Below are 18,414 nucleotides of genomic sequence, written 5' to 3' on the forward strand. Positions count from 1 at the left end.
GGTGGGGTTGTTATAATGTCGTGCCCCCGGGCTCTTAAACTTTGTTAAGGGTGATTGAGGCGGGGAGATGTAATGAATAAAATTGTTAACTTTGCCATATGACCCGAATATTCACTCTCATAATCATAGCCATTGCGGCATGTGTGGGCTCGCAGGCCCAGGTGTTGCCGCAACTCAAACGCGAGAAGCCTGATCTCGCGGCAATACGTCAGGCCACGCTCGACCGCACGTCGCCATATTACTATCCCCGTCTCATGAAGGAGTTTCAGCGCAACGACACGCTGATGAAGATTGACAAGTTTCGACACCTGTATCTCGGCTATATGTTTCAGGAGGACTATAATCCCTATCGGTCGAGCGAGCGTACCATCACTTATGACGCCACACTCAACCGCTCCAAGGAGCTGACACGTCAGGAGTGTGACTCGGTCATAGCGTATGCCGAGCAGGCTCTGGCCGACAATCCGTTTAATCTTGGCGAGATGGTGATGCTCATCAACGCTCTGCGCGGCAAGGGCAAGAATAATCTTGCCAACATATGGCAATACAAGCTCAATTATCTGCTCATGGCTATTGTCTCGACCGGTACAGGACTTGACGAGGAAAATGCGTGGTATGTCATAGAGCCACAGCATGAGTATGTGCTCCTCAACATGATGGACTACAGTGTGAGCGACCACGTGTTTTATGACCCCTCATATGAATACCTGACCGTCAAAAATTCGTCGGGCAAGGATGCCGGAGGCTATTATTTCAATATCGGTCCTTTGCTTGAGGAGTATTACCGCAAGCATCCCGACGAGCTTTAAGCCCGCATTAAGAAGTTTATACAGCAGCCACTAAAAATACCCGTTCTGAGTCATGAATTATACGCCTTTGGTACGACCATGGTTTATTCACAAGGCCGGACAGCCGCTCACGTGGCGCGGCAGGGTCGAGGAAGTGCAGCGCGCCACACTGTCATGGCTGATTTCGCACGGCTGTCACACTAAATGGGGCCATGAGCGCGGACTGGACCGTGTGCAGGACTATGAGGGTTACAGCCGCGCGGTGCCCGCTCCGCAGACATATCCTCAGATAAGAGAACTTGTGATGCGCATGGTGGGCGGCGAGGCCGACGTGTTGTGGCCCGGAGTCACGAAGCGTTATGCCCAGAGCTCGGGCACGTCGGACGGCAAAAGCAAATACATACCGATTACCGACGATTCGCTCCGTCACAACCATTATGACGGCGGGGCGCAGGTGGTGGCGCAATATCTGCGTCTATATCCCGACAGCCGTCTCTTCTCGGGCAAGAGTTTCATCCTCGGCGGCAGTTATGCCAATGAACTGTCGCTTCCTCCCGGGGTGCGTGTCGGCGACCTGTCGGCCACACTTATCGACTGCATAAATCCTTTGGCCGAGAGAGTGCGTGTCCCCTCCAAGAGCGTGGCACTGATGCCCGACTGGGCCACCAAGCTGCCGGCTCTCATCGAGGCCTCGCTGCATGAGAATATCACCAACATCTCGGGGGTGCCGTCGTGGTTTCTCACGGTGCTCAAAGGGGTAATGGCCAAGGCCGGTGTGGATTGCATACATGACGTGTGGCCCAATCTTGAAGTGTTTTTTCACGGTGGCATCTCCATGCTTCCTTACCGCGGTCAGTATGCTCAGATCACTCGTCAGGGCATGCGCTATCTCGAGAGCTACAATGCGTCGGAAGGTTTTTTTGCCGTGCAGGATACGCTTGAGTCACACGCAATGCTCCTGCTTCTCGACAGCGGAGTGTTCTACGAGTTCATACCGCTCTCTCAGGTCGACAGCGACCGTCCCCAACTGATACCCGCATGGCAGGTTGAAGAGGGTGAGATCTACTCGCTTGTCATCACATCGTGCAACGGGTTGTGGCGTTACACTCCCGGCGACACAGTGAGAGTGGAGAGCGTCGACCCGCTGCGCATCACCATCGCGGGCCGCACCAAATCGTTTATCAACGCTTTTGGCGAGGAACTGATGGTGGAGAATGCCGAGGCCGCCATGACGCGCGTATGCCACGAGATGGACTGCGAAGTGGCCAATTATACGGCCGCACCGGTCTATGCCTCCGACAATCGTCGCGGACGTCACGAATGGCTCATAGAGTTTGTGCGTGAGCCGGCTTCGATTGACGCTTTTGCCGAAGCCCTCGACCGGGCTTTGCAGGATGTAAATTCGGACTATCAGGCCAAACGTGCCCACGGCATATTTCTCGATCCTCTCACGGTGGTCAGAGGCCGCCGCGGCGTGTTTGACGACTGGCTGGCCTCGACAGGCAAGCTCGGAGGTCAACGCAAGGTGCCGCGTCTGTCCAATAACCGCGACATCATCGACAGGATACTACGCCTCAACGGTGAGACCTGACGCTCGGACGCTATCAAAAACAACCTTAAATATACACAATGAAAACCGGAATTATCACGTTTCTGCTTAGTCTTTGGGCTGTAGCCTCAGCCTGTGGAGCCGAAGCTCCCAGGTATATATTCTATTTCATCGGCGACGGCATGGGCATGGGCCAGGTGCAGGCCGCACAGGTGTATAACCGCACTGTGCTCGGCAATGACGAGCCTCTGCTCATGATGCAGTTTCCGGTAGCCTCACAGTCAACCACCCACTCGGCCTCCTCGCCGGTGACCGACTCGGCTGCCGCAGGCACCGCACTTGCCACAGGCCACAAGACCAACAACGGCATGCTCGGCATGACGCCCGACTCAGCGGCCGTAACATCGGTGGCCAAGGAGCTCTTTGACCGAGGCTACGGAGTGGCACTCGTAACATCCGTGCCGCCTGACGATGCGACTCCCGGAGCGTTTTACGCCCATGTGCCGTCGCGCTCCATGTATTACGAGATAGGTCTCCAGGCCGCCGCGTCGGGCTATGACTTCATTGCCGGCTCCAAACTGCGTGGCACCAAGGACAAGGATGGTAATCCCAATGATCTCATAGACACATTCCGTGCCAACGGTGTCGACATCGCCCGCGGGCTTGACCAGCTCAAGGACAAGAAGTCGCGCCGTGTGCTGCTGCTCAATCCCGAAGAGATAACCGAGAGCCAGATCAATTTTACCATCGACTCGGTGAAAGGGGCCATGAATCTCCCCGACATGACGCTTGCGGCTCTCGAGCACCTGAAAAGCAACGGCCGTGACCGCTTCTTCATGATGGTTGAAGGTGGTAATATCGACTATGGCGGCCATGCCAACGACGGCGGCACTATCATCAAGGAGGTGATTAACTTCAACCAGGCTCTGCGCCATGCCTATGACTTCTATCTCGCACATCCCGACGAGACCCTTATTCTCGTCACTGCCGACCATGAGACCGGCGGCATGGGGCTGGGCAACAATTCGGTAGGCTATGACCTGCATCTGCGTTATATCGACTGGCAGAGGATTTCCAAAGACCGTTTTGCCGACTATTGCCGCGCCATGCGCCGCTCGCGCCGCATATACGACTGGCCCGACATGAAGGAGTTTCTTGAAGAGAGGATGGGATTCTGGCATGCAGTGCCCGTGACCGACGAGCAGACCGCGTCGCTCGAGCAGGAGTTTGAGCGTTGTTTCAAAGGCGAACTGCCGGCCGACAAGCATACGCTTTACAACTCGTTCAATACCTTTACCGAGATGGTCTACAGGATTCAGGACAGTGTGACAGGACTCGGCTTCACCACCAACGGCCATTCGGGCGGACTTGTGCCCGTCTATGCCGTCGGCGTTGGCTCGGAGCTTTTCATACCACTCACCGACAATGCCCTTCTTCCGGAGCGTATCCGCACGATATGCGGCCTGGAGCAATGACATGTGATGACGTGGATGTGACCCGTCATCGCACTCAATAAAAACACTTATGAGGTGCAAAAATGTCTGACATTTTTGCACCTCATAAGTGTTTATTTTTGTCTCTAATTATGTCGCTGTCAATGTACCGACCACTCGGCACCGTCCTTGGTGTCTTTGATTGTGAAGCCAGCCTGGGCGAGACGGTCGCGTATGAGGTCGCTGGTGGCCCAGTCCTTGGCGTTTTTGGCCTTGGCGCGCATCTCGAGGATGAGTTCCATGGCTTTTTCAAACGGTTTCATGACCTCGGCGTTGTCGGCACCTCCGGCTATCTCGGGACGAATGCCGAGAATGTCGATGAGGAAGGTGTCAAACACACCCTTTAGCTCGTCGATGTCGGCCTGAGTGGCTGTGGCCTTGCCGTCCTTTACGGAGTTGACGATGCGCAGCGCGTCAAAGAGGTGGGCTATGACTATCGGGGTGTTGAGGTCGTCGTCGAGAGCTTCGTAGCAACGCTCGCGTATGCCCTTGACATCGACAGTCGAGGCGGGTGACGGAGTGAGTTCCTGAAGACGGCGATAGCCTTCGAGCATACGTCCGAGAGCCTTTTCAGAGGCCTGGAGGGCTTCGTTGGAGAAGTCGACCGTGCCGCGATAGTGGGCCTGGAGTATGAAGAAGCGTATGGTCATCGGGCTGTAGGGCTGGGTGAGCAGCGGGTGTGAGCCGTTGAAAAACTCGTCGAGCGTGATGAAGTTGCCCAGCGACTTGCCCATCTTCTTGCCGTTGATTGTAATCATGTTGTTGTGCATCCAGTAGCGTACGGTCTCGTGGCCGTTGTGGGCCATTGACTGGGCTATCTCGCACTCATGATGGGGAAACATGAGGTCCATGCCGCCGCCGTGTATGTCGAAGCTCTCGCCGAGATATTTCTCGCCCATGGCCGAGCACTCGAGGTGCCAGCCGGGGAAGCCTTCACTCCAGGGCGAGGGCCAGTGCATGATGTGTTCGGGCGATGCTTTTTTCCACAGCGCGAAGTCGGCGGGATTGTGTTTCTGCTCCTGTCCGTCAAGGGCGCGGGTGGTCGAGAGCAGTTCGTCGATATTTCGGCCCGAGAGCTTGCCGTAACGGTGGTCGCGGTTGTATTTGGGCACATCGAAGTAGACCGAGCCGTCAGATATGTAGGCATATCCGCTCTCGAGTATCTTCTTGACATATTCTATCTGCTCGATGATATGGCCCGAGGCATGCGGCTCGATCGAGGGGGGCAGCACGTTGAGAGCCTCCATGGCTTTGTGATAGCGGGTGAGGTAGTGCTGTACCACTTCCATCGGTTCGAGCTGCTCAAGGCGCGCTTTCTTGGCAATCTTGTCTTCGCCCTCGTCGGCATCGTGCTCGAGGTGGCCTACGTCGGTGATGTTGCGCACATAGCGCACCTTGTAGCCGAGGTGGCGCAGGTAGCGAAACAGTATGTCGAACGTGATGGCCGGACGGGCGTGGCCCAGGTGGCCGTCGCCATACACTGTCGGGCCGCACACATACATGCCCACGCGTCCCTCGTGGAGAGGCTTGAACTCCTGCTTGGTGCGGGTGAGGGTGTTGTAAATAGTCAGACTCACGGGGGTTGGATTTAAAATTGGAAAAATGGAAAATTTGCCTCGCGGTGGATGCGAAGCCCAATTTCCCATTTTAATGTTTATTGTTTTAAAACTCTATCAGGCTTTGCCACCCATGATAAAGGGGTTGGGTATCTCGCCGTTGTTGCCGTTCTGGCCGCCTACGGGACGCTTGGGCACGATGGGACCGAAGGTCTGCTCATACTTCTTCACGTTGTCCATGAGTGCGCCGAGGAGGTTTTTGGCGTTCTCGGGGCTCATGATGATGCGGCTCTGCACCTTGGCTCCGGGCATGTTGGGGGCCATGGTGATGAAGTCAACGAAAAATTCGTTGGGGCCGTGGGTGATTACTGCGAGGTTGGAGTAGATGCCTTTGGCTACCTCGGGAGTGAGTTCTATCTTGATTTCCTGTTGCTTATCCATTTTGTTTATGATTTTTAATGTTGTATATTTCAGGGTGTGTTATTGTCTTTATCAAGCCTTGCGGTTAAGAGACTGCTTCATAGATGGTGCATACGCCCATGGTGAGGGGTATCGCGCGAGCCTGAGAGAATCCGGCCTCGAGCATTATGGCTGTCATGGCGTCGCCTTGCGGCACGGCTGCAATCGACTCGGGCAGATAGCTGTAGGCCCGCACATCTTTCGACACCAGGCGTCCGACAGTCGGGATGACATGGCGGGTGTAGAAGTTATAGAGCGGTCTGACCATAGGCGATGTCGGTGTGGAGAGCTCGAGTATGACGGCCCGTCCTCCGGGACGGAGCACACGGTGCATCTCGCGATAGCCGGCCAGGAGGTCGGCAAAGTTGCGCACGCCGTAGGCACATGTCACCACGTCAAACGAGGCGTCGGTGAACGGCAGCAGCAGACAGTCGCCGATGCCGAGCGTCACCACTTCCTGCAAACCCTCTTTAGCCACTTTGGCACGTCCGATTTCTATCATGCCTTCCGACAGGTCAACGCCGGTGACGGCTATGGGGTCGAGCTCGCGGGCCAGCTTGATGGCCAGGTCGCCCGTGCCGGTGGCTATGTCGAGAATATCGTCGTGCTGACAGTCACGCAGCAGTCTCACGGCTTTGTATCGCCACAGTCGGTCGATGCCCATGGTCATGGCCCGGTTCATGAAATCATAAGCCGGGGCGATGCTGTCAAACATCTCGCGCACTTGCCGGGTCTTGTCGCCCGAGCCGTCGCCGTAAGGGGTGATGCGTTCTACGTCCAATTTGGATTAGAGTTGATTGAGACAGTCAAGCACGTTTTTGGCAATGCGGTCCTCGAGGTGCTGCTCGGGAGCTTTCTCGAATTTCTTACCTGTGATGTGCTCGTAGAGCTCGATGTAACGCTCCGAGACCTCCTCGCAGAAAGCGTCGGTCATCTCGGGCACCTGCTGGCCTTCCTTGCCCATGAATCCGTTGGCCATGAGCCACTCGCGTACAAACTCCTTGGAGAGCTGCTTCTGGGGCTCGCCTTTGGCCAGACGCTCCTCATAGCCTTCGGCATAGAAGTAGCGTGACGAGTCGGGGGTGTGGATTTCGTCGATGAGTATCACCTTGCCGTCGCGCAGACCAAACTCATACTTGGTGTCGACGAGTATGAGGCCCTTCTCGGCGGCCATCTCCGAACCCTTCTTGAAGAGGGCGCGTGTGTAGGCGGCCATGGTGTCAAACTGCTCGGCGGTGACGATGCCCTGTGCGATGGCTTCCTCGCGCGAGATGTTCTCGTCGTGACCGGCGTCGGCCTTGGTGGTGGGGGTGATGATGGGCTCGGGGAAACGCTGGTTTTCAACCATTCCCTCGGGGAGTTTCACTCCGCAGAGCTCACGCATGCCGGCCTTGTATTCGCGCCACGCGCTGCCGGCGAGATAGCCGCGGATAATCATCTCGAGCTTCAGACCCTCGCAGCGGTAGCCTACGGTGACCATGGGGTCGGGCACGGCTATTTTCCAGTTGGGCACGAGGTCGGCGGTAGCGTCGAGCATGGATGCCGCTATCTGATTGAGAGCCTGTCCCTTGTAGGGGATGCCTTTGGGGAGGATTACGTCAAAGGCCGAGATGCGGTCGGTAGCGACCATCACCAGGAGGTCGTCGCCTATCGAATAGACGTCACGTACTTTGCCATGATATACCGCCGTCTGGCCGGGGAAGTTAAATTCGGTATTAACCAGTGTTGTTGCCATAATATATGCCGTAATAATTGATTTTAGGGCAAAATTACAAATTTCCGTTTTAATCTCCTAATTAAAACACCCTCTTATTATCTATTCCTCTGCGGGTGTCTGATAGGCTCCGGGACGCGGGGCGGGGAGGCGCGGAGTGCCGTAGGGGTCGAGGACGCTCTCGGGTGAGGTGAGCGACGAGTCAGCGTAGGTCAGGGCAGGGGAGTCGTGTTTCAGGCGGTAGTCGAAATGATATTCGTTACGCACGGTGGCATAGAGCGGGTCGGTGTCCCACAGGCAGTTGATGAAGTTGGCGTCGTCGGAGCCCTTGCTCTTGAGCACGCATGAGCGTAATGTAACGTCCGTGCCTGTGAAGTCGCCCACGGAGAGGTCGGTGCCGAGGCCGTAGACTATGCTGTTGGTAATCGAGGCCCGTAGATAGGCGAGGCCCGAGCCGTCGTCCGAATCGCGGTCATAGTGGTCAAACTGCACGATGGCTCCGCGCGGCGCGGTGAAGAGGTAATAATTGGCAAAGGTGCAGTGGTTAGCCAGCACGTCGCCACCGTGCATCAGCATCGCGCCATAAGATGCCTCGGCCACTTCGCATCCATATAGCCTGACCTCGGCGTGACGGGTGGAGAGTGCGTAGCCGGCCGAGTTGCGCAGGCGGCAGTTGACCATAGTCACGGCCGACAGGGAGTCGAGCGAGACGCCGCTGACAGTGTTGCGGACTATGGTGTGTGACAGCATGTTGCCGCGGCTCTCGGGCGAGAAGCGTAGACCATTCCATTGCGAGGCCATGAGGTCAAACGATATGTCGCCCACCACGTTGTCGGTGCGGTCGCCGCTCAGCTCCACGTTGTGTTGAGGGGTGCCGTCACAGATGAGCGACCCGTATACGGCCATATAGGCTCCGTCATGAAAGTGCAGCCGCACGCCCGGGTCGAGGCGCAGTGTGGCTCCCGGAGCCACGACAAGCGAGTCGAATATCTGGTAAGGGTAGGTGGCGTCCCAAGTCTCGTCGGCTGTTATTTCGACCGCCTCGCGCCTGATTACGTCCTGGCCCCGCGCGCTGAGCACGACTGTCGAGCTGACACCGTTGGTGAGAAAATCGAGATGGCCGCGCACGTCCGAGGGCTGTGGCGATGAGTTGACGGGGAGTGTGGCCTCGACAAACACATAGATGGAGTCGTTGGGGCGTATCTCGACGTCGGAAAACTGTGATCCCGCAAAGCCGTCGACATTCACGCGGAATGAGCCCTCGCTCCCTTCGCGGAGCGAGATGCTTGAGATGCTGAGTATCTTGTTATGGCGGTTGTGCACCACAAACCGTGCCGTCGGTGTGGGCTGCCCGGTGAAGTAGGTGCCCATGTCGAGGGTGTCGACCGAAAACACCGGCTGCGACAATGCCGAGGTGGCATATCCGTCCTCTATACAGCTTTGGGACGAGAGGAGTATAACGATGGCCGCAATGGCCGCATAGAGCTTTTTCATCATAATCTTAACAACGTGAAAAAGCCTTGTTTAGTATATAGTGTGGCGTCAGTGTGCGGCTTTGCGAAGGCCTGCTATCTCCGAGGCGGGAATCCTTGTGTGACATATGCGGTAGCCGTCGTTGACATCCGGGTCGAGTCGTGTGACCACCTGTTGCGGGCAGCTCCAGGCAACACCCTTGTCGGTCGATCTCAATAGTGTGCACATGCGCCTCATTTCTCTGATGCAGCTGATGTGCTCGTCGGCCACGCTCACAAGTGAGCCGTTATCGAGAGCTACGATAGTCGGGATACGGTAAAACCGCAAGCCGTAATCTTTTCGGCAGAAGGGTCATCGGGTGGTTTCGGGAGTTATTGAGTCGGTAGTGGCCTTGATGGTGTCGGCGGGGGCTTTTTGAGGCATACGCGAGCGTATCAGCCTGTCGGCCTCATAGGCCGATGTGCCTCGGTAGAGCTGCGCTCCGGAGCTGTCGGCCACGATGTAGAAGGGGGTGCGTGGTATGGCCAGACGGCGTATCTCACGGCCTGAGGTCGAGCCGGGGGCCCAGGCCTGATACCATTTGATGCTGTCGCCTTTGGAGTAGGCATGCCACATGGCCGAGTCGGGAGCCACCGAGATTTCGATAATCTTGAGTCTGCGCTGTGACAGGGCGCGCCGCAGCGAGCGCAGACGGGCAGTGATGCTGTCGGGACGGGCGGCGTCGCTGAACATCAGCAGCGAGTAGCTCTGCATGCTCGGTACATATCTCACTATGGTGTCGTGGCCGAGCGAATCGAGTCCGGTGCGGAGCGTAAACGATTTGACATCGCCACGGGCCGAGGTGGTCACCTGTTCGCCCACGGTCGAGGCATAGGCCGATGCGAGCAGGGCGGGGCGCGCCTCGGGGGCTATCTCGTTGAGCAGCGAGTCGGCCAGCAGTTCGTGGCCCGCCGCGCGAAACTGTGTGACCATGAGCAGTGTCGAAGCCATGCTCGCGGGGTTGGAGCGGACGGCCTCGGTGATGAGGCGGTTGACCTCGCTGTCCGAGCCGTGGGCAAGTATCGAGTCGTGTTGGGCCACAAAGGCGGCATAGTCGCGCGAGGCGTCCTGGCCCGTCACTTTAAGCGACGACGGGTCGCCGAGCTTCATCTTGACCTTCAGGCGGTCGCCGTCCGAGGCCACGCAGCTCCACAGGCGCGAGCCATCGAGCGCGAACACTTCCACCAGAGTCGGCTGGGAGGATGTGCCTTTAAGTTCCACCTTCCCGTCGACCGGGTGAAACGAGGCGCGCGACACTCCGCCGCGGGTCATATATACCATCTCGAGGCCTCGTGTGTCGAGCCCCTCGATTTCGCATTTGATTACAAACCCCTCCTCGCCGCCACAGGCCGTTACGGCCAGCAGCACGATAAATGACAGTATGGTGAAAATTTTTCTCATCGCGGTTGTGCGGATTATCTGAAACTATTGGCAAAAGTAGACAATTTTTTCACTTACTGCCAACTTATTTAGCGGTTTTGCGTAATTTTGCATCACAATCACTCACAACAATGAATCTCATCACCCGTCTGCTTCTGCTCACGATATCGTTGACCGTGCTGTCGGCCCCGCGCGCTGCGGCTCAGATAGTCAACATCGAGCCTGAAGCCCCCGTCAATTCCGACAGCATACGCCGGGCATTTGACTCGGGGCCTTATTTCGGTCTTTACAAGGACAATTATTTTATCTTCGGATGTCCCGTCGGACAGCATATATCCAAGACCAACACTAATATAAAGTTTCAGATTTCCATCGCGCAGCGTCTCACCAAGAGTACGCTCCCGCTGGGCACCTATCTGTTTCTGTTCTATTCCCAGAAGTGTTTCTGGAATGTGCTCGAGAACTCCATGCCCATGACCGATCTGAATTTCAATCCGGGCATCGGTCTGACCAAACCGCTCTTTGTGCGCAACCGTTTTGTCGGCAAGGTCAATCTCATACTCGAGCATGAGTCAAACGGCCGCGACGGCACCGCCTCGCGCTCGTGGAACCGTGTCTCGCTCGGCGGAAGCATCATGATCGACCCGCAGATCACGGTGCACGGCAAATTCTGGATACCTATAATCGACGGCATGGAGAACAAGGACATACTCGACTATTGCGGCATCTATCAGATAGGCACCTCGTTTACCACGCGCAACGAGCGGTTTGGCGCGGCCGTGACGCTGGTCAAGCGCAAGGGCTGGCGGCTCAACTATAACACCATCATCGAGCTCAACTATCGCATTTTCAAGCGCGACAACCAGTATCTCTTCCTCCAGTATTATAACGGCTATGGCGAGGGTCTTCTCGCCTACAAGGAGTTTCACTCCACCATCCGCATCGGCCTCGGCATCAAGCCCCGCCTGTTCAGCGATTATTAATAAACATCTTTTGGGCTGTTAAGAATATTTTATTTTAAATTTCAGTCAGTTAGATTGTTGTATTGTAGGATTATTTATTGTATTTTTGTCAAAAAATTAAAAAAATATACAATCCTATTTATATCTGTCTTTGTCAATATGAGGCTTAAAAAACTTTATTTCAAAAATCATAAGACCGGCTGGTGTCTTGAAGATGTCAAATTTGGCTCTCTAACACTTCTGGTCGGAGCGTCAGGAGTCGGCAAAACCCAGATACTAAAGGCTATAGGGACGCTGGGTCGTATTGCTGCCGGATGTTCCTACAATGGTCTGGAATGGAGTGTGGAGTTTGATGAAGACGGCGAAAGTTATGTGTGGTCGGGTCGTTTTGAGTATGATCCATATAAGAACGAGGACCGAATTTTTGGAGGAGAAGTCAATCTTGCAATAGAGAGAGAATCTCTTGTAAATAAGGCCGGAGAGGAAATATTTGTGAGAGATTTCGGACAATTGAATTATCACGGAGTTCCGACAGTAAAACTGGATCAGACACAAAGTGCAGTGGAGCTGCTGAAAGAGCAGGATGATATAGCTCCGATAAATAGAGCTTTTAAAAAAATAAGCTGGTTGCATCTTGAATCAGCCGGTTTCCCGAGTATGATTCCACATCAGGATGATATTAATGCTCCTCTCGCCCGAAAGGACATTAAAGAGCACGGGATGTTTACTCCGATAGATAAACTTTTCCTTGTGCAAAAAAATGACCCGGAGCTTTTTGATTTCATCAAGGAGATTTTTATAGATATCTTTCCGCTTGTCGAGGATATTGATTTTGAAATTACAGCGTTATATAAAGATAAGGTCCTCCCTCTGCTTAAAATCAAAGAGCGGAACGTCGAAGCATGGATTTATATGCCTGACATATCGGCCGGAATGTGTCGCACACTCTCTCAGATTGTCGCGCTTGCCCTTGCTGACGACGGAGACGTGATACTTATAGATGAATTTGAAAACGGATTAGGTATTAATTGTATAGACCGTCTTGCCGATATGGCAAAGGATCCTGATGTCAGCGTCCAGATAATTATGACAAGTCATCATCCTTATATAATCAATGCTATACCGTTAAATGACTGGAGGATTGTATCGCGTAGCGGGAGTGTTGTGACCGTACATACGGCCGGAGAGTTACGCATAGGCACACATTCCAGACATGATGCTTTTATGCAGTTGATGCAGACATCGGCTTATCGCACAGGGCAGTCATGAATGTATATATCATAGTTGAGGGCGCGTGCACCGAGTATATCGTTTATCCGCGATGGCTTGATATTCTTGCGCCCGGCCTTGTCAGGGTTGACAACGTGTGTGATATGCAGGATAATAACTATTACCTTTTCAGCGGAGGAGGAATACCGTCAATATATAGCCATATCGCCAATGCGGTCGAGGATATCAACAATATCAATGCTGCCGGGGACGTCAGGATTGACTGGCTGCTGGTGTGCATCGACACGGAGGAGGAGTCGCGTGAATATATACTTGACCGGATTAATGACACCCTGGCTCAGAGAAAGATAAGTATAGAATCATTTGGCCTTGAAGTATTTGAGCAGAAAGTCAGCATGGAGTCATGGTTTCTTGGCAACCGCAGGATATTCAAGTCCAACCCTGAAGATGCCGAATTGCGGCGTTACATATCGCATTATAATGTCAGGGAAAATGATCCTGAATTGATGGAGAATATAGATGTGGAGGAATTTTCTACAAGAGCGCGGTTTCATCATTCATATCTGAAACGTATTTTTCGCGAGCAACACATTATCTATTCCAAGGCGCGGCCCGGAGATGTATGCGAGAAGCATTATCTCGACAGGATAATACAACGGTGGCACGATACAGGCCACATTGCTTCGTTCGGGAGATGGTATATGTTCGTAAAAGATAAATTAGCTGCCTCTGAATGATATTTTGACACCTAAACATGTGATTTTTGATGAATTTTGCTGATTTTTGTGTACTTTTGCAGAGTCATGAAAATAGCAATCATAGGATATGGAAAGATGGGTCATGCCATCGAGCGTATAGCTCTCGAGCGTGGCCATCAGATAGTGTCGGTGATAGATGCCGACAACACCGCCGAGTTTGACTCCGACGCCTTTGCATCGGCCGATGCGGCCATCGAGTTTACCACCCCCTCGACCGCTCCGGTCAACATTGTGCGCTCGGCTGAGCGCGGAGTGCCCGTGGTGTGCGGCTCGACCGGCTGGGCCGACCGCCGCGCCGAGGTCGAGGAGGCTGTGCTCAACGCCGGGTCGGCACTGATAGCTTCAAGCAATTTCAGCATCGGCGTGCATGTGTTCAACAGCATCTCGCGCCGTCTGGCCCGCATCATGGACAAGCTGGAGCAGTATGAGCCCTCGATGACCGAGACCCACCACATCCACAAGCTCGACCATCCCTCGGGCACGGCCATCACCATCGCCGACGGCATTCTGGAAGAGTGTCCGCGCATCAAGTGCTGGGACGAGACCGGCGTGGTGTGGAAGAATGCTCCCGAGCAGGAGCGCGACGCTCAGATGGCTGCCGCCGAGGCCCGCGCCCGTGAGCTCGGCGACGACAAACTCGGCATACTCACCTATCGCGACGGCGAAGTGCCGGGCATACACAAGGTAAAATGGGAGTCGGCCGTCGACACCATCACCATCGAACATTCGGCCAAGTCGCGCGACGGTTTTGCTCTCGGAGCGGTAATCGCCGCCGAGTGGATAGCCCACCGCAAGGGTATATTTACAATTGACCGAATGATGGAAGACATCCTCTGAAACATCATCTATGGACTCTAAAACTTTTATTGACGGCTTCAAGCGTCGCGTGCGCGAGAACAGTGTGTCGCGATGGGTGCGTTTCGGCATCGTCTCGCTCATTTTCTTCCTGTGGGTCGCCTGGCTGGGCAACTGGTGGGTGGCTCTGGCGTGGATATTGCTTTTTGACATCTACATCACGGGCTATATACCCTTCACGTGGTGGAAGAAGTCGAAAAATGCCACCGTGCGGGCCGTGATGAGCTGGGTCGACGCGATAGTCTACGCGTTGATTCTCGTCTATTTTGTCTTCACTTTCGTCGGACAGAACTATCAGATACCCTCCTCCTCGCTCGAAAAGTCGCTTCTCGTAGGCGACTATCTGTGGGTCAACAAGATGGCCTATGGCCCGCGCGTGCCTTTCACCCCGATTCACTTCCCTCTGGTGCAGAACACTTTCCCGATACTCAACACCAAGAGCTATCTTGACTCGCCTCAGTGGAAATATCATCGTCTCAAAGGGCTCGGCCGTGTGGAGCGCGGCGACATCGTGGTGTTCAACTTCCCTGCCGGCGACACTGTGGCTGTCAAGATTCAAAACCCCGACTACTATACGCTCTGCAAGATGTACGGGCGCGACAATGTGCTCTCCAATCCGCAGACCTTCGGTGAGATTATCTATCGTCCCGTGGACCGTCGCGAGAACTATGTCAAGCGCGCTGTCGGACTCCCGGGCGAGCGGCTCAAGATAGTCGACGGTGTGATATATATCAACGGTGAGCCTATCGAGCAGCCCGAGATGGTGCAGTTCAACTATTATTACCAGCTCAAGAACGGCCGTATGAGCGACGAGACCTTTGACGCGCTCGGCATCTCGGCCGACGACCGCCACATGGTGCCCGTTGGTCCGGATGACGTCGAGGCTCTGCGTCAGCTCGGCTTTACGGTCAATCCCGACGGCACTGTGCCCCAGGTCTACGCCTCGCCTCTTACTTCGGCTATGGTCAAGGCTCTCGAGGCCGATCCTGCGGTGGCCAAGGTGATGAAAATGCCGGCCACGCATGAGGAATATCTCTATCCCGAAGGTGTGTCATCCTCATGGACCCGTGCCGACTATGGCGAGATATGGATTCCGGCCAAAGGCTCTACGCTGCGTCTCTCGCCCGAGGCCTGGAAGCGTTACGGCCGCGTGATACGCGACTATGAGGGCAATCCTTCGGCACGTCTGGGCGAGGACGGCAAGGTGTATATCGACGGCAAGCCTGTCGACACCTATACCTTCAAGATGGACTATTACTTCATGATGGGCGACAACCGCGACAATTCGCTCGACTCGCGTTACTGGGGTTTTGTCCCCGAAAATCACATCGTAGGTCGTCCCGAACGTGTGCTCATCTCTTTTGACAAAGACCGCTCACTCTTTGACGGCGGCATCCGCTGGAACCGCATACTTAATTCAATTAGTAATTAGTAATTATCAATTAGTAATTCTTGGCTTGCCAAGGATTATTAGCCGGAGATTACCCACTGTCAATTGCGAAATGCTAATTACTAATTACTAATTGCTAATTACTAATTAAAAAAAGTGGTTTTGCGACCGATACTTTATCCATCCGTTCATCTGACTCTTCCTCCCCGTCTTTGCGGGGGGATAGAACTGTATGTCAGAGCGTGGGCGGCAGGGAGCTATGCCATGGACTGGGATACGGCTTTTGACAAGCGCGACAAAGCCACCCACCGTTTCACCATAGCCGACACCCGCGGCCGTCTTGACCTGACAGTCCCGATTGCCAAACCGGCCTCAAGCCGTTGCCGGTGGAGTGAAATCGGAGTCTCGACCCACGGGGCATGGTGGGATGTACACCGTGTGGCTCTGGAGAGTGCCTATGGCCGTACACCCTACTTCGAGTTTTACATCGACCGCTTCCTGCCCATGCTCACCGTCGGAGTCACCGACCGCTATCCCCGTCTCTGTGACCTCGCCTCGGCCTGGGATGAGCAGATAGCCGACATCCTGGGGCTGACCCGTGACAACCAGCGTGAGGCGACGGAGCACGACAGCCGGCTTAAAGAAGCGGCCGACCTGCAGCTTCCCCCCTACCGTCAGGTCAGAGCGTCGCGGCTCGGTTTTCTGCCGGGACTCTCGGTGCTCGACCTCATATTCAATCTCGGCCCCGAGTCACAGATATATCTCAACGACCTCGCAAACACATTATATAACGACCTATAACGACTCACACATCTGACTAACCGATGATTCCCAAGATAATTCATTATACATGGTTTAGCAATGAGCCGCTCTCAGCCGACATACAGGCCTGCATCGACTCCTGGCAGCAACATATGCCCAACTACACCATAATGAAATGGGACCTGGAGAGCATAGCCGACATCGACAACATATTCATGCGCGAAGCCATTGCCAAGCGCAAATGGGCATTTGCCGCCGACTTTGTGCGTCTTCATGCCATCTATCATTACGGAGGCATATATCTCGACACCGATATGAAGATTCTGCGGTCGCTCGACCCTATGCTCCGGCATCGCGCGTTTATCGGGCGTGAACATTCGTTTCATCTCATCGAGCACCGCACCGAGCACTTCCTGACCTCACACTGTTTCGGAGCCGAGCCCCGTCATCCCTATATCAAGAGGTGTCTCGACTATTACGAAGGACGGCGATTTGTCACAGGCACATGCCCCGACCTGCCCGTATCGCTCACGCTGGATATGACACTGATGCCCTATATCCAGAGCGAGATAGCCAAACAGTGGGGCTACAGTCCCTCGACACTGCGCGATGAGTTGCAGGAGCTGCCCGACGGTCTCACAGTCTATCCGAGCGAATGTTTCGATCCTCAGCCTCCCGGTCCGGACAGCTACGGACAGCATCTGGCACTCGGCTCATGGCGTGAAAGCCGCATAGTGCGTCCTAAAGACGACTGGCGTTACAAGATAGAGTGGCGCGTCGTGGCCGTGCTCAGGGCCATTCTTTCGGCAATGGGCTATGAGGTAATCAAGAAAAATTAGAACCGATATAATTAATGAGAGTAATAGACCACCTTACACGCAACGACGGGCGCACGGCATTCTCTTTTGAGATACTTCCCCCGCTCAAGGGCAACGATATATCGCGCGTATACGGCATCATCGACCGTCTGCGCGAGTTTGACCCGAAGTACATCAACATAACGTCACACCGCAGCACCGTCGAGTATCAGGAACGCCCCGACGGCACTATCGTCAAGAAAAAGATACGCAAGCGTCCCGGCTCGGTAGCCATCGCCTCGGCCATACAAAACAAGTATGGCATCACGGCCGTCCCCCACATCATATGCAAGGGATTCACCCGCGACGAGACCGAATATGCCCTCATCGACCTCAACTTTCTCGGAGTGCATGACCTGCTGCTCCTCCAGGGCGACGCCAAGGGGCCCGACAAGTCGACCGACCCGTCACTGGTCAATCTTCATGCCACCGATCTTCAGGCTCAGGTCAACGATTTCAACCGCGGCATCTATGCCGACGGCGAGCCCTTCGAGGCCAACGCCACACCTTTCAGCTACGGCATGGCCTGTTATCCCGAAAAGCACGAGGCCGCGCCCAACATGGAGAGCGATCTGCGTTACGCGCGGATGAAAGTCGACAACGGAGCGTCATATCTCGTGACCCAGATGTTTTTTGACAATCAGAAATATTACGATTTCGTAGCCCGCTGCCGGGCCGAAGGCATCACGGTCCCCATCATTCCCGGCATCAAGCCTGTGGTCACACGCAGCCAGCTCACGGTGTTGCCGAGAGTGTTTCGCAGCGACATTCCCGAGCCTTTTGCAGCCGAGCTCGCCCGATGCACCACCGACGAGCAGGCCAAAGCCGTAGGTGTCGAATGGTGCATAGCGCAGTGTCGCGACCTTATGGCCCACGGAGTCCCCTCGCTCCACTTCTACACGCTCATGGCCACCGACTCAGTGGCCCGAGTGGCAAAGGAGATATATTAAGAGATTGAAACAGAAGATTTCAATAAAATAAAACCGGCGTCGTTATCGACGTCGGTTTTATTTTAACGTGAGTTCGATATAAGAGTTCAGTTATCCAATAATAAAACAATCAGCCATTTAGCATAAAACTAAATGGCTGATTTTCTTGGTATTCTCGCGAAAAATTCGTAAATTTATAGTGTCCAATTATAACATTTAC

At 54.6% G+C, this 18,414-nt stretch carries 18 protein-coding genes; 11 read left to right on the forward strand and 7 right to left on the reverse strand.

From position 1 onward, the window contains the following. Positions 1-98: 98 nt before the first annotated feature. From QGT73_RS08190 to QGT73_RS08200, 3 genes are read left to right on the forward strand one after another with little or no spacing between them, the layout of a single operon-like run. Positions 99-809 carry a DUF4919 domain-containing protein gene (locus tag QGT73_RS08190; RefSeq protein ID WP_280122126.1) on the forward strand — a complete coding sequence of 237 codons (711 nt, stop codon included), beginning with the start codon at positions 99-101 and terminating at the stop codon, positions 807-809. A gap of 52 nt (positions 810-861) precedes the next feature. Continuing rightward, positions 862-2,379: a GH3 auxin-responsive promoter family protein gene (locus tag QGT73_RS08195; RefSeq protein ID WP_280122127.1), complete on the forward strand. Its 1,518-nt coding sequence runs from the start codon at positions 862-864 to the stop codon at positions 2,377-2,379. Positions 2,380-2,417: 38 nt separating this feature from the next. Then, complete coding sequence (locus QGT73_RS08200; protein WP_280122128.1) at positions 2,418-3,812, forward strand: alkaline phosphatase; 1,395 nt, start codon at positions 2,418-2,420, stop codon at positions 3,810-3,812. Between the two features lie 119 nt (positions 3,813-3,931). Here QGT73_RS08200 and cysS read toward each other — a convergent pair whose 3' ends face one another. The 7 genes from cysS to QGT73_RS08235 form a co-directional block, all read right to left on the reverse strand. Further along, complete coding sequence (gene cysS / locus QGT73_RS08205; RefSeq protein WP_280122129.1) at positions 3,932-5,407, reverse strand: cysteine--tRNA ligase; 1,476 nt, start codon at positions 5,405-5,407, stop codon at positions 3,932-3,934. Between the two features lie 96 nt (positions 5,408-5,503). Beyond that, positions 5,504-5,827, reverse strand: a complete 324-nt coding sequence (locus tag QGT73_RS08210) for a DUF3467 domain-containing protein (protein WP_280122130.1) — start codon at positions 5,825-5,827, stop codon at positions 5,504-5,506. A 64-nt stretch (positions 5,828-5,891) separates the two neighbouring features. After that, complete coding sequence (ubiE, locus tag QGT73_RS08215; RefSeq protein ID WP_280122131.1) at positions 5,892-6,626, reverse strand: bifunctional demethylmenaquinone methyltransferase/2-methoxy-6-polyprenyl-1,4-benzoquinol methylase UbiE; 735 nt, start codon at positions 6,624-6,626, stop codon at positions 5,892-5,894. 6 nt (positions 6,627-6,632) lie between these two features. After that, positions 6,633-7,580 (reverse strand): phosphoribosylaminoimidazolesuccinocarboxamide synthase, encoded by a 948-nt coding sequence (locus QGT73_RS08220; RefSeq protein WP_123616590.1) that lies wholly within the window; start codon positions 7,578-7,580, stop codon positions 6,633-6,635. 81 nt (positions 7,581-7,661) lie between these two features. After that, complete coding sequence (locus QGT73_RS08225; RefSeq protein WP_280122132.1) at positions 7,662-9,056, reverse strand: right-handed parallel beta-helix repeat-containing protein; 1,395 nt, start codon at positions 9,054-9,056, stop codon at positions 7,662-7,664. Positions 9,057-9,101: 45 nt separating this feature from the next. After that, the gene (locus tag QGT73_RS08230; RefSeq protein WP_280122133.1) at positions 9,102-9,359 is read right to left on the reverse strand and encodes a sialidase family protein; all 258 of its coding nucleotides are present in this window, start codon (positions 9,357-9,359) and stop codon (positions 9,102-9,104) included. A 24-nt stretch (positions 9,360-9,383) separates the two neighbouring features. Then, a complete protein-coding gene (locus QGT73_RS08235; protein ID WP_280122134.1) occupies positions 9,384-10,472 on the reverse strand; it encodes a hypothetical protein in 1,089 nt (362 codons plus the stop codon). 110 nt (positions 10,473-10,582) lie between these two features. Here QGT73_RS08235 and QGT73_RS08240 point away from each other — a divergent pair, with 110 nt between their 5' ends. The 8 genes from QGT73_RS08240 to QGT73_RS08275 all read left to right on the forward strand — a co-directional run bounded on the left by QGT73_RS08240 (position 10,583) and on the right by QGT73_RS08275 (position 18,215). Beyond that, positions 10,583-11,434 carry a phospholipase A gene (locus tag QGT73_RS08240; RefSeq protein ID WP_280122135.1) on the forward strand — a complete coding sequence of 284 codons (852 nt, stop codon included), beginning with the start codon at positions 10,583-10,585 and terminating at the stop codon, positions 11,432-11,434. 138 nt (positions 11,435-11,572) lie between these two features. Then, positions 11,573-12,682: an AAA family ATPase gene (locus tag QGT73_RS08245; protein WP_280122136.1), complete on the forward strand. Its 1,110-nt coding sequence runs from the start codon at positions 11,573-11,575 to the stop codon at positions 12,680-12,682. After that, complete coding sequence (locus QGT73_RS08250; RefSeq protein WP_280122137.1) at positions 12,679-13,380, forward strand: hypothetical protein; 702 nt, start codon at positions 12,679-12,681, stop codon at positions 13,378-13,380. Before QGT73_RS08245 ends, QGT73_RS08250 begins: the two co-directional genes overlap by 4 nt. Positions 13,381-13,446: 66 nt before the next feature. Further along, complete coding sequence (locus QGT73_RS08255; protein WP_123616583.1) at positions 13,447-14,238, forward strand: 4-hydroxy-tetrahydrodipicolinate reductase; 792 nt, start codon at positions 13,447-13,449, stop codon at positions 14,236-14,238. A gap of 49 nt (positions 14,239-14,287) precedes the next feature. After that, positions 14,288-15,688 (forward strand): S26 family signal peptidase, encoded by a 1,401-nt coding sequence (locus QGT73_RS08260; RefSeq protein ID WP_280122142.1) that lies wholly within the window; start codon positions 14,288-14,290, stop codon positions 15,686-15,688. A 120-nt stretch (positions 15,689-15,808) separates the two neighbouring features. Next, complete coding sequence (locus tag QGT73_RS08265) at positions 15,809-16,447, forward strand: WbqC family protein (protein WP_280122138.1); 639 nt, start codon at positions 15,809-15,811, stop codon at positions 16,445-16,447. A 23-nt stretch (positions 16,448-16,470) separates the two neighbouring features. Further along, complete coding sequence (locus QGT73_RS08270; protein ID WP_280122139.1) at positions 16,471-17,247, forward strand: glycosyltransferase family 32 protein; 777 nt, start codon at positions 16,471-16,473, stop codon at positions 17,245-17,247. 14 nt (positions 17,248-17,261) lie between these two features. Continuing rightward, positions 17,262-18,215, forward strand: coding sequence for a methylenetetrahydrofolate reductase (locus QGT73_RS08275; RefSeq protein ID WP_280122140.1), 954 nt, complete (start codon positions 17,262-17,264; stop codon positions 18,213-18,215). The last annotated feature ends 199 nt before the right edge of the window (positions 18,216-18,414 follow it).

The sequence above is a fragment of the Duncaniella muricolitica genome, from assembly GCF_910574735.1.
Lineage (GTDB): Bacteria > Bacteroidota > Bacteroidia > Bacteroidales > Muribaculaceae > Duncaniella > Duncaniella muricolitica.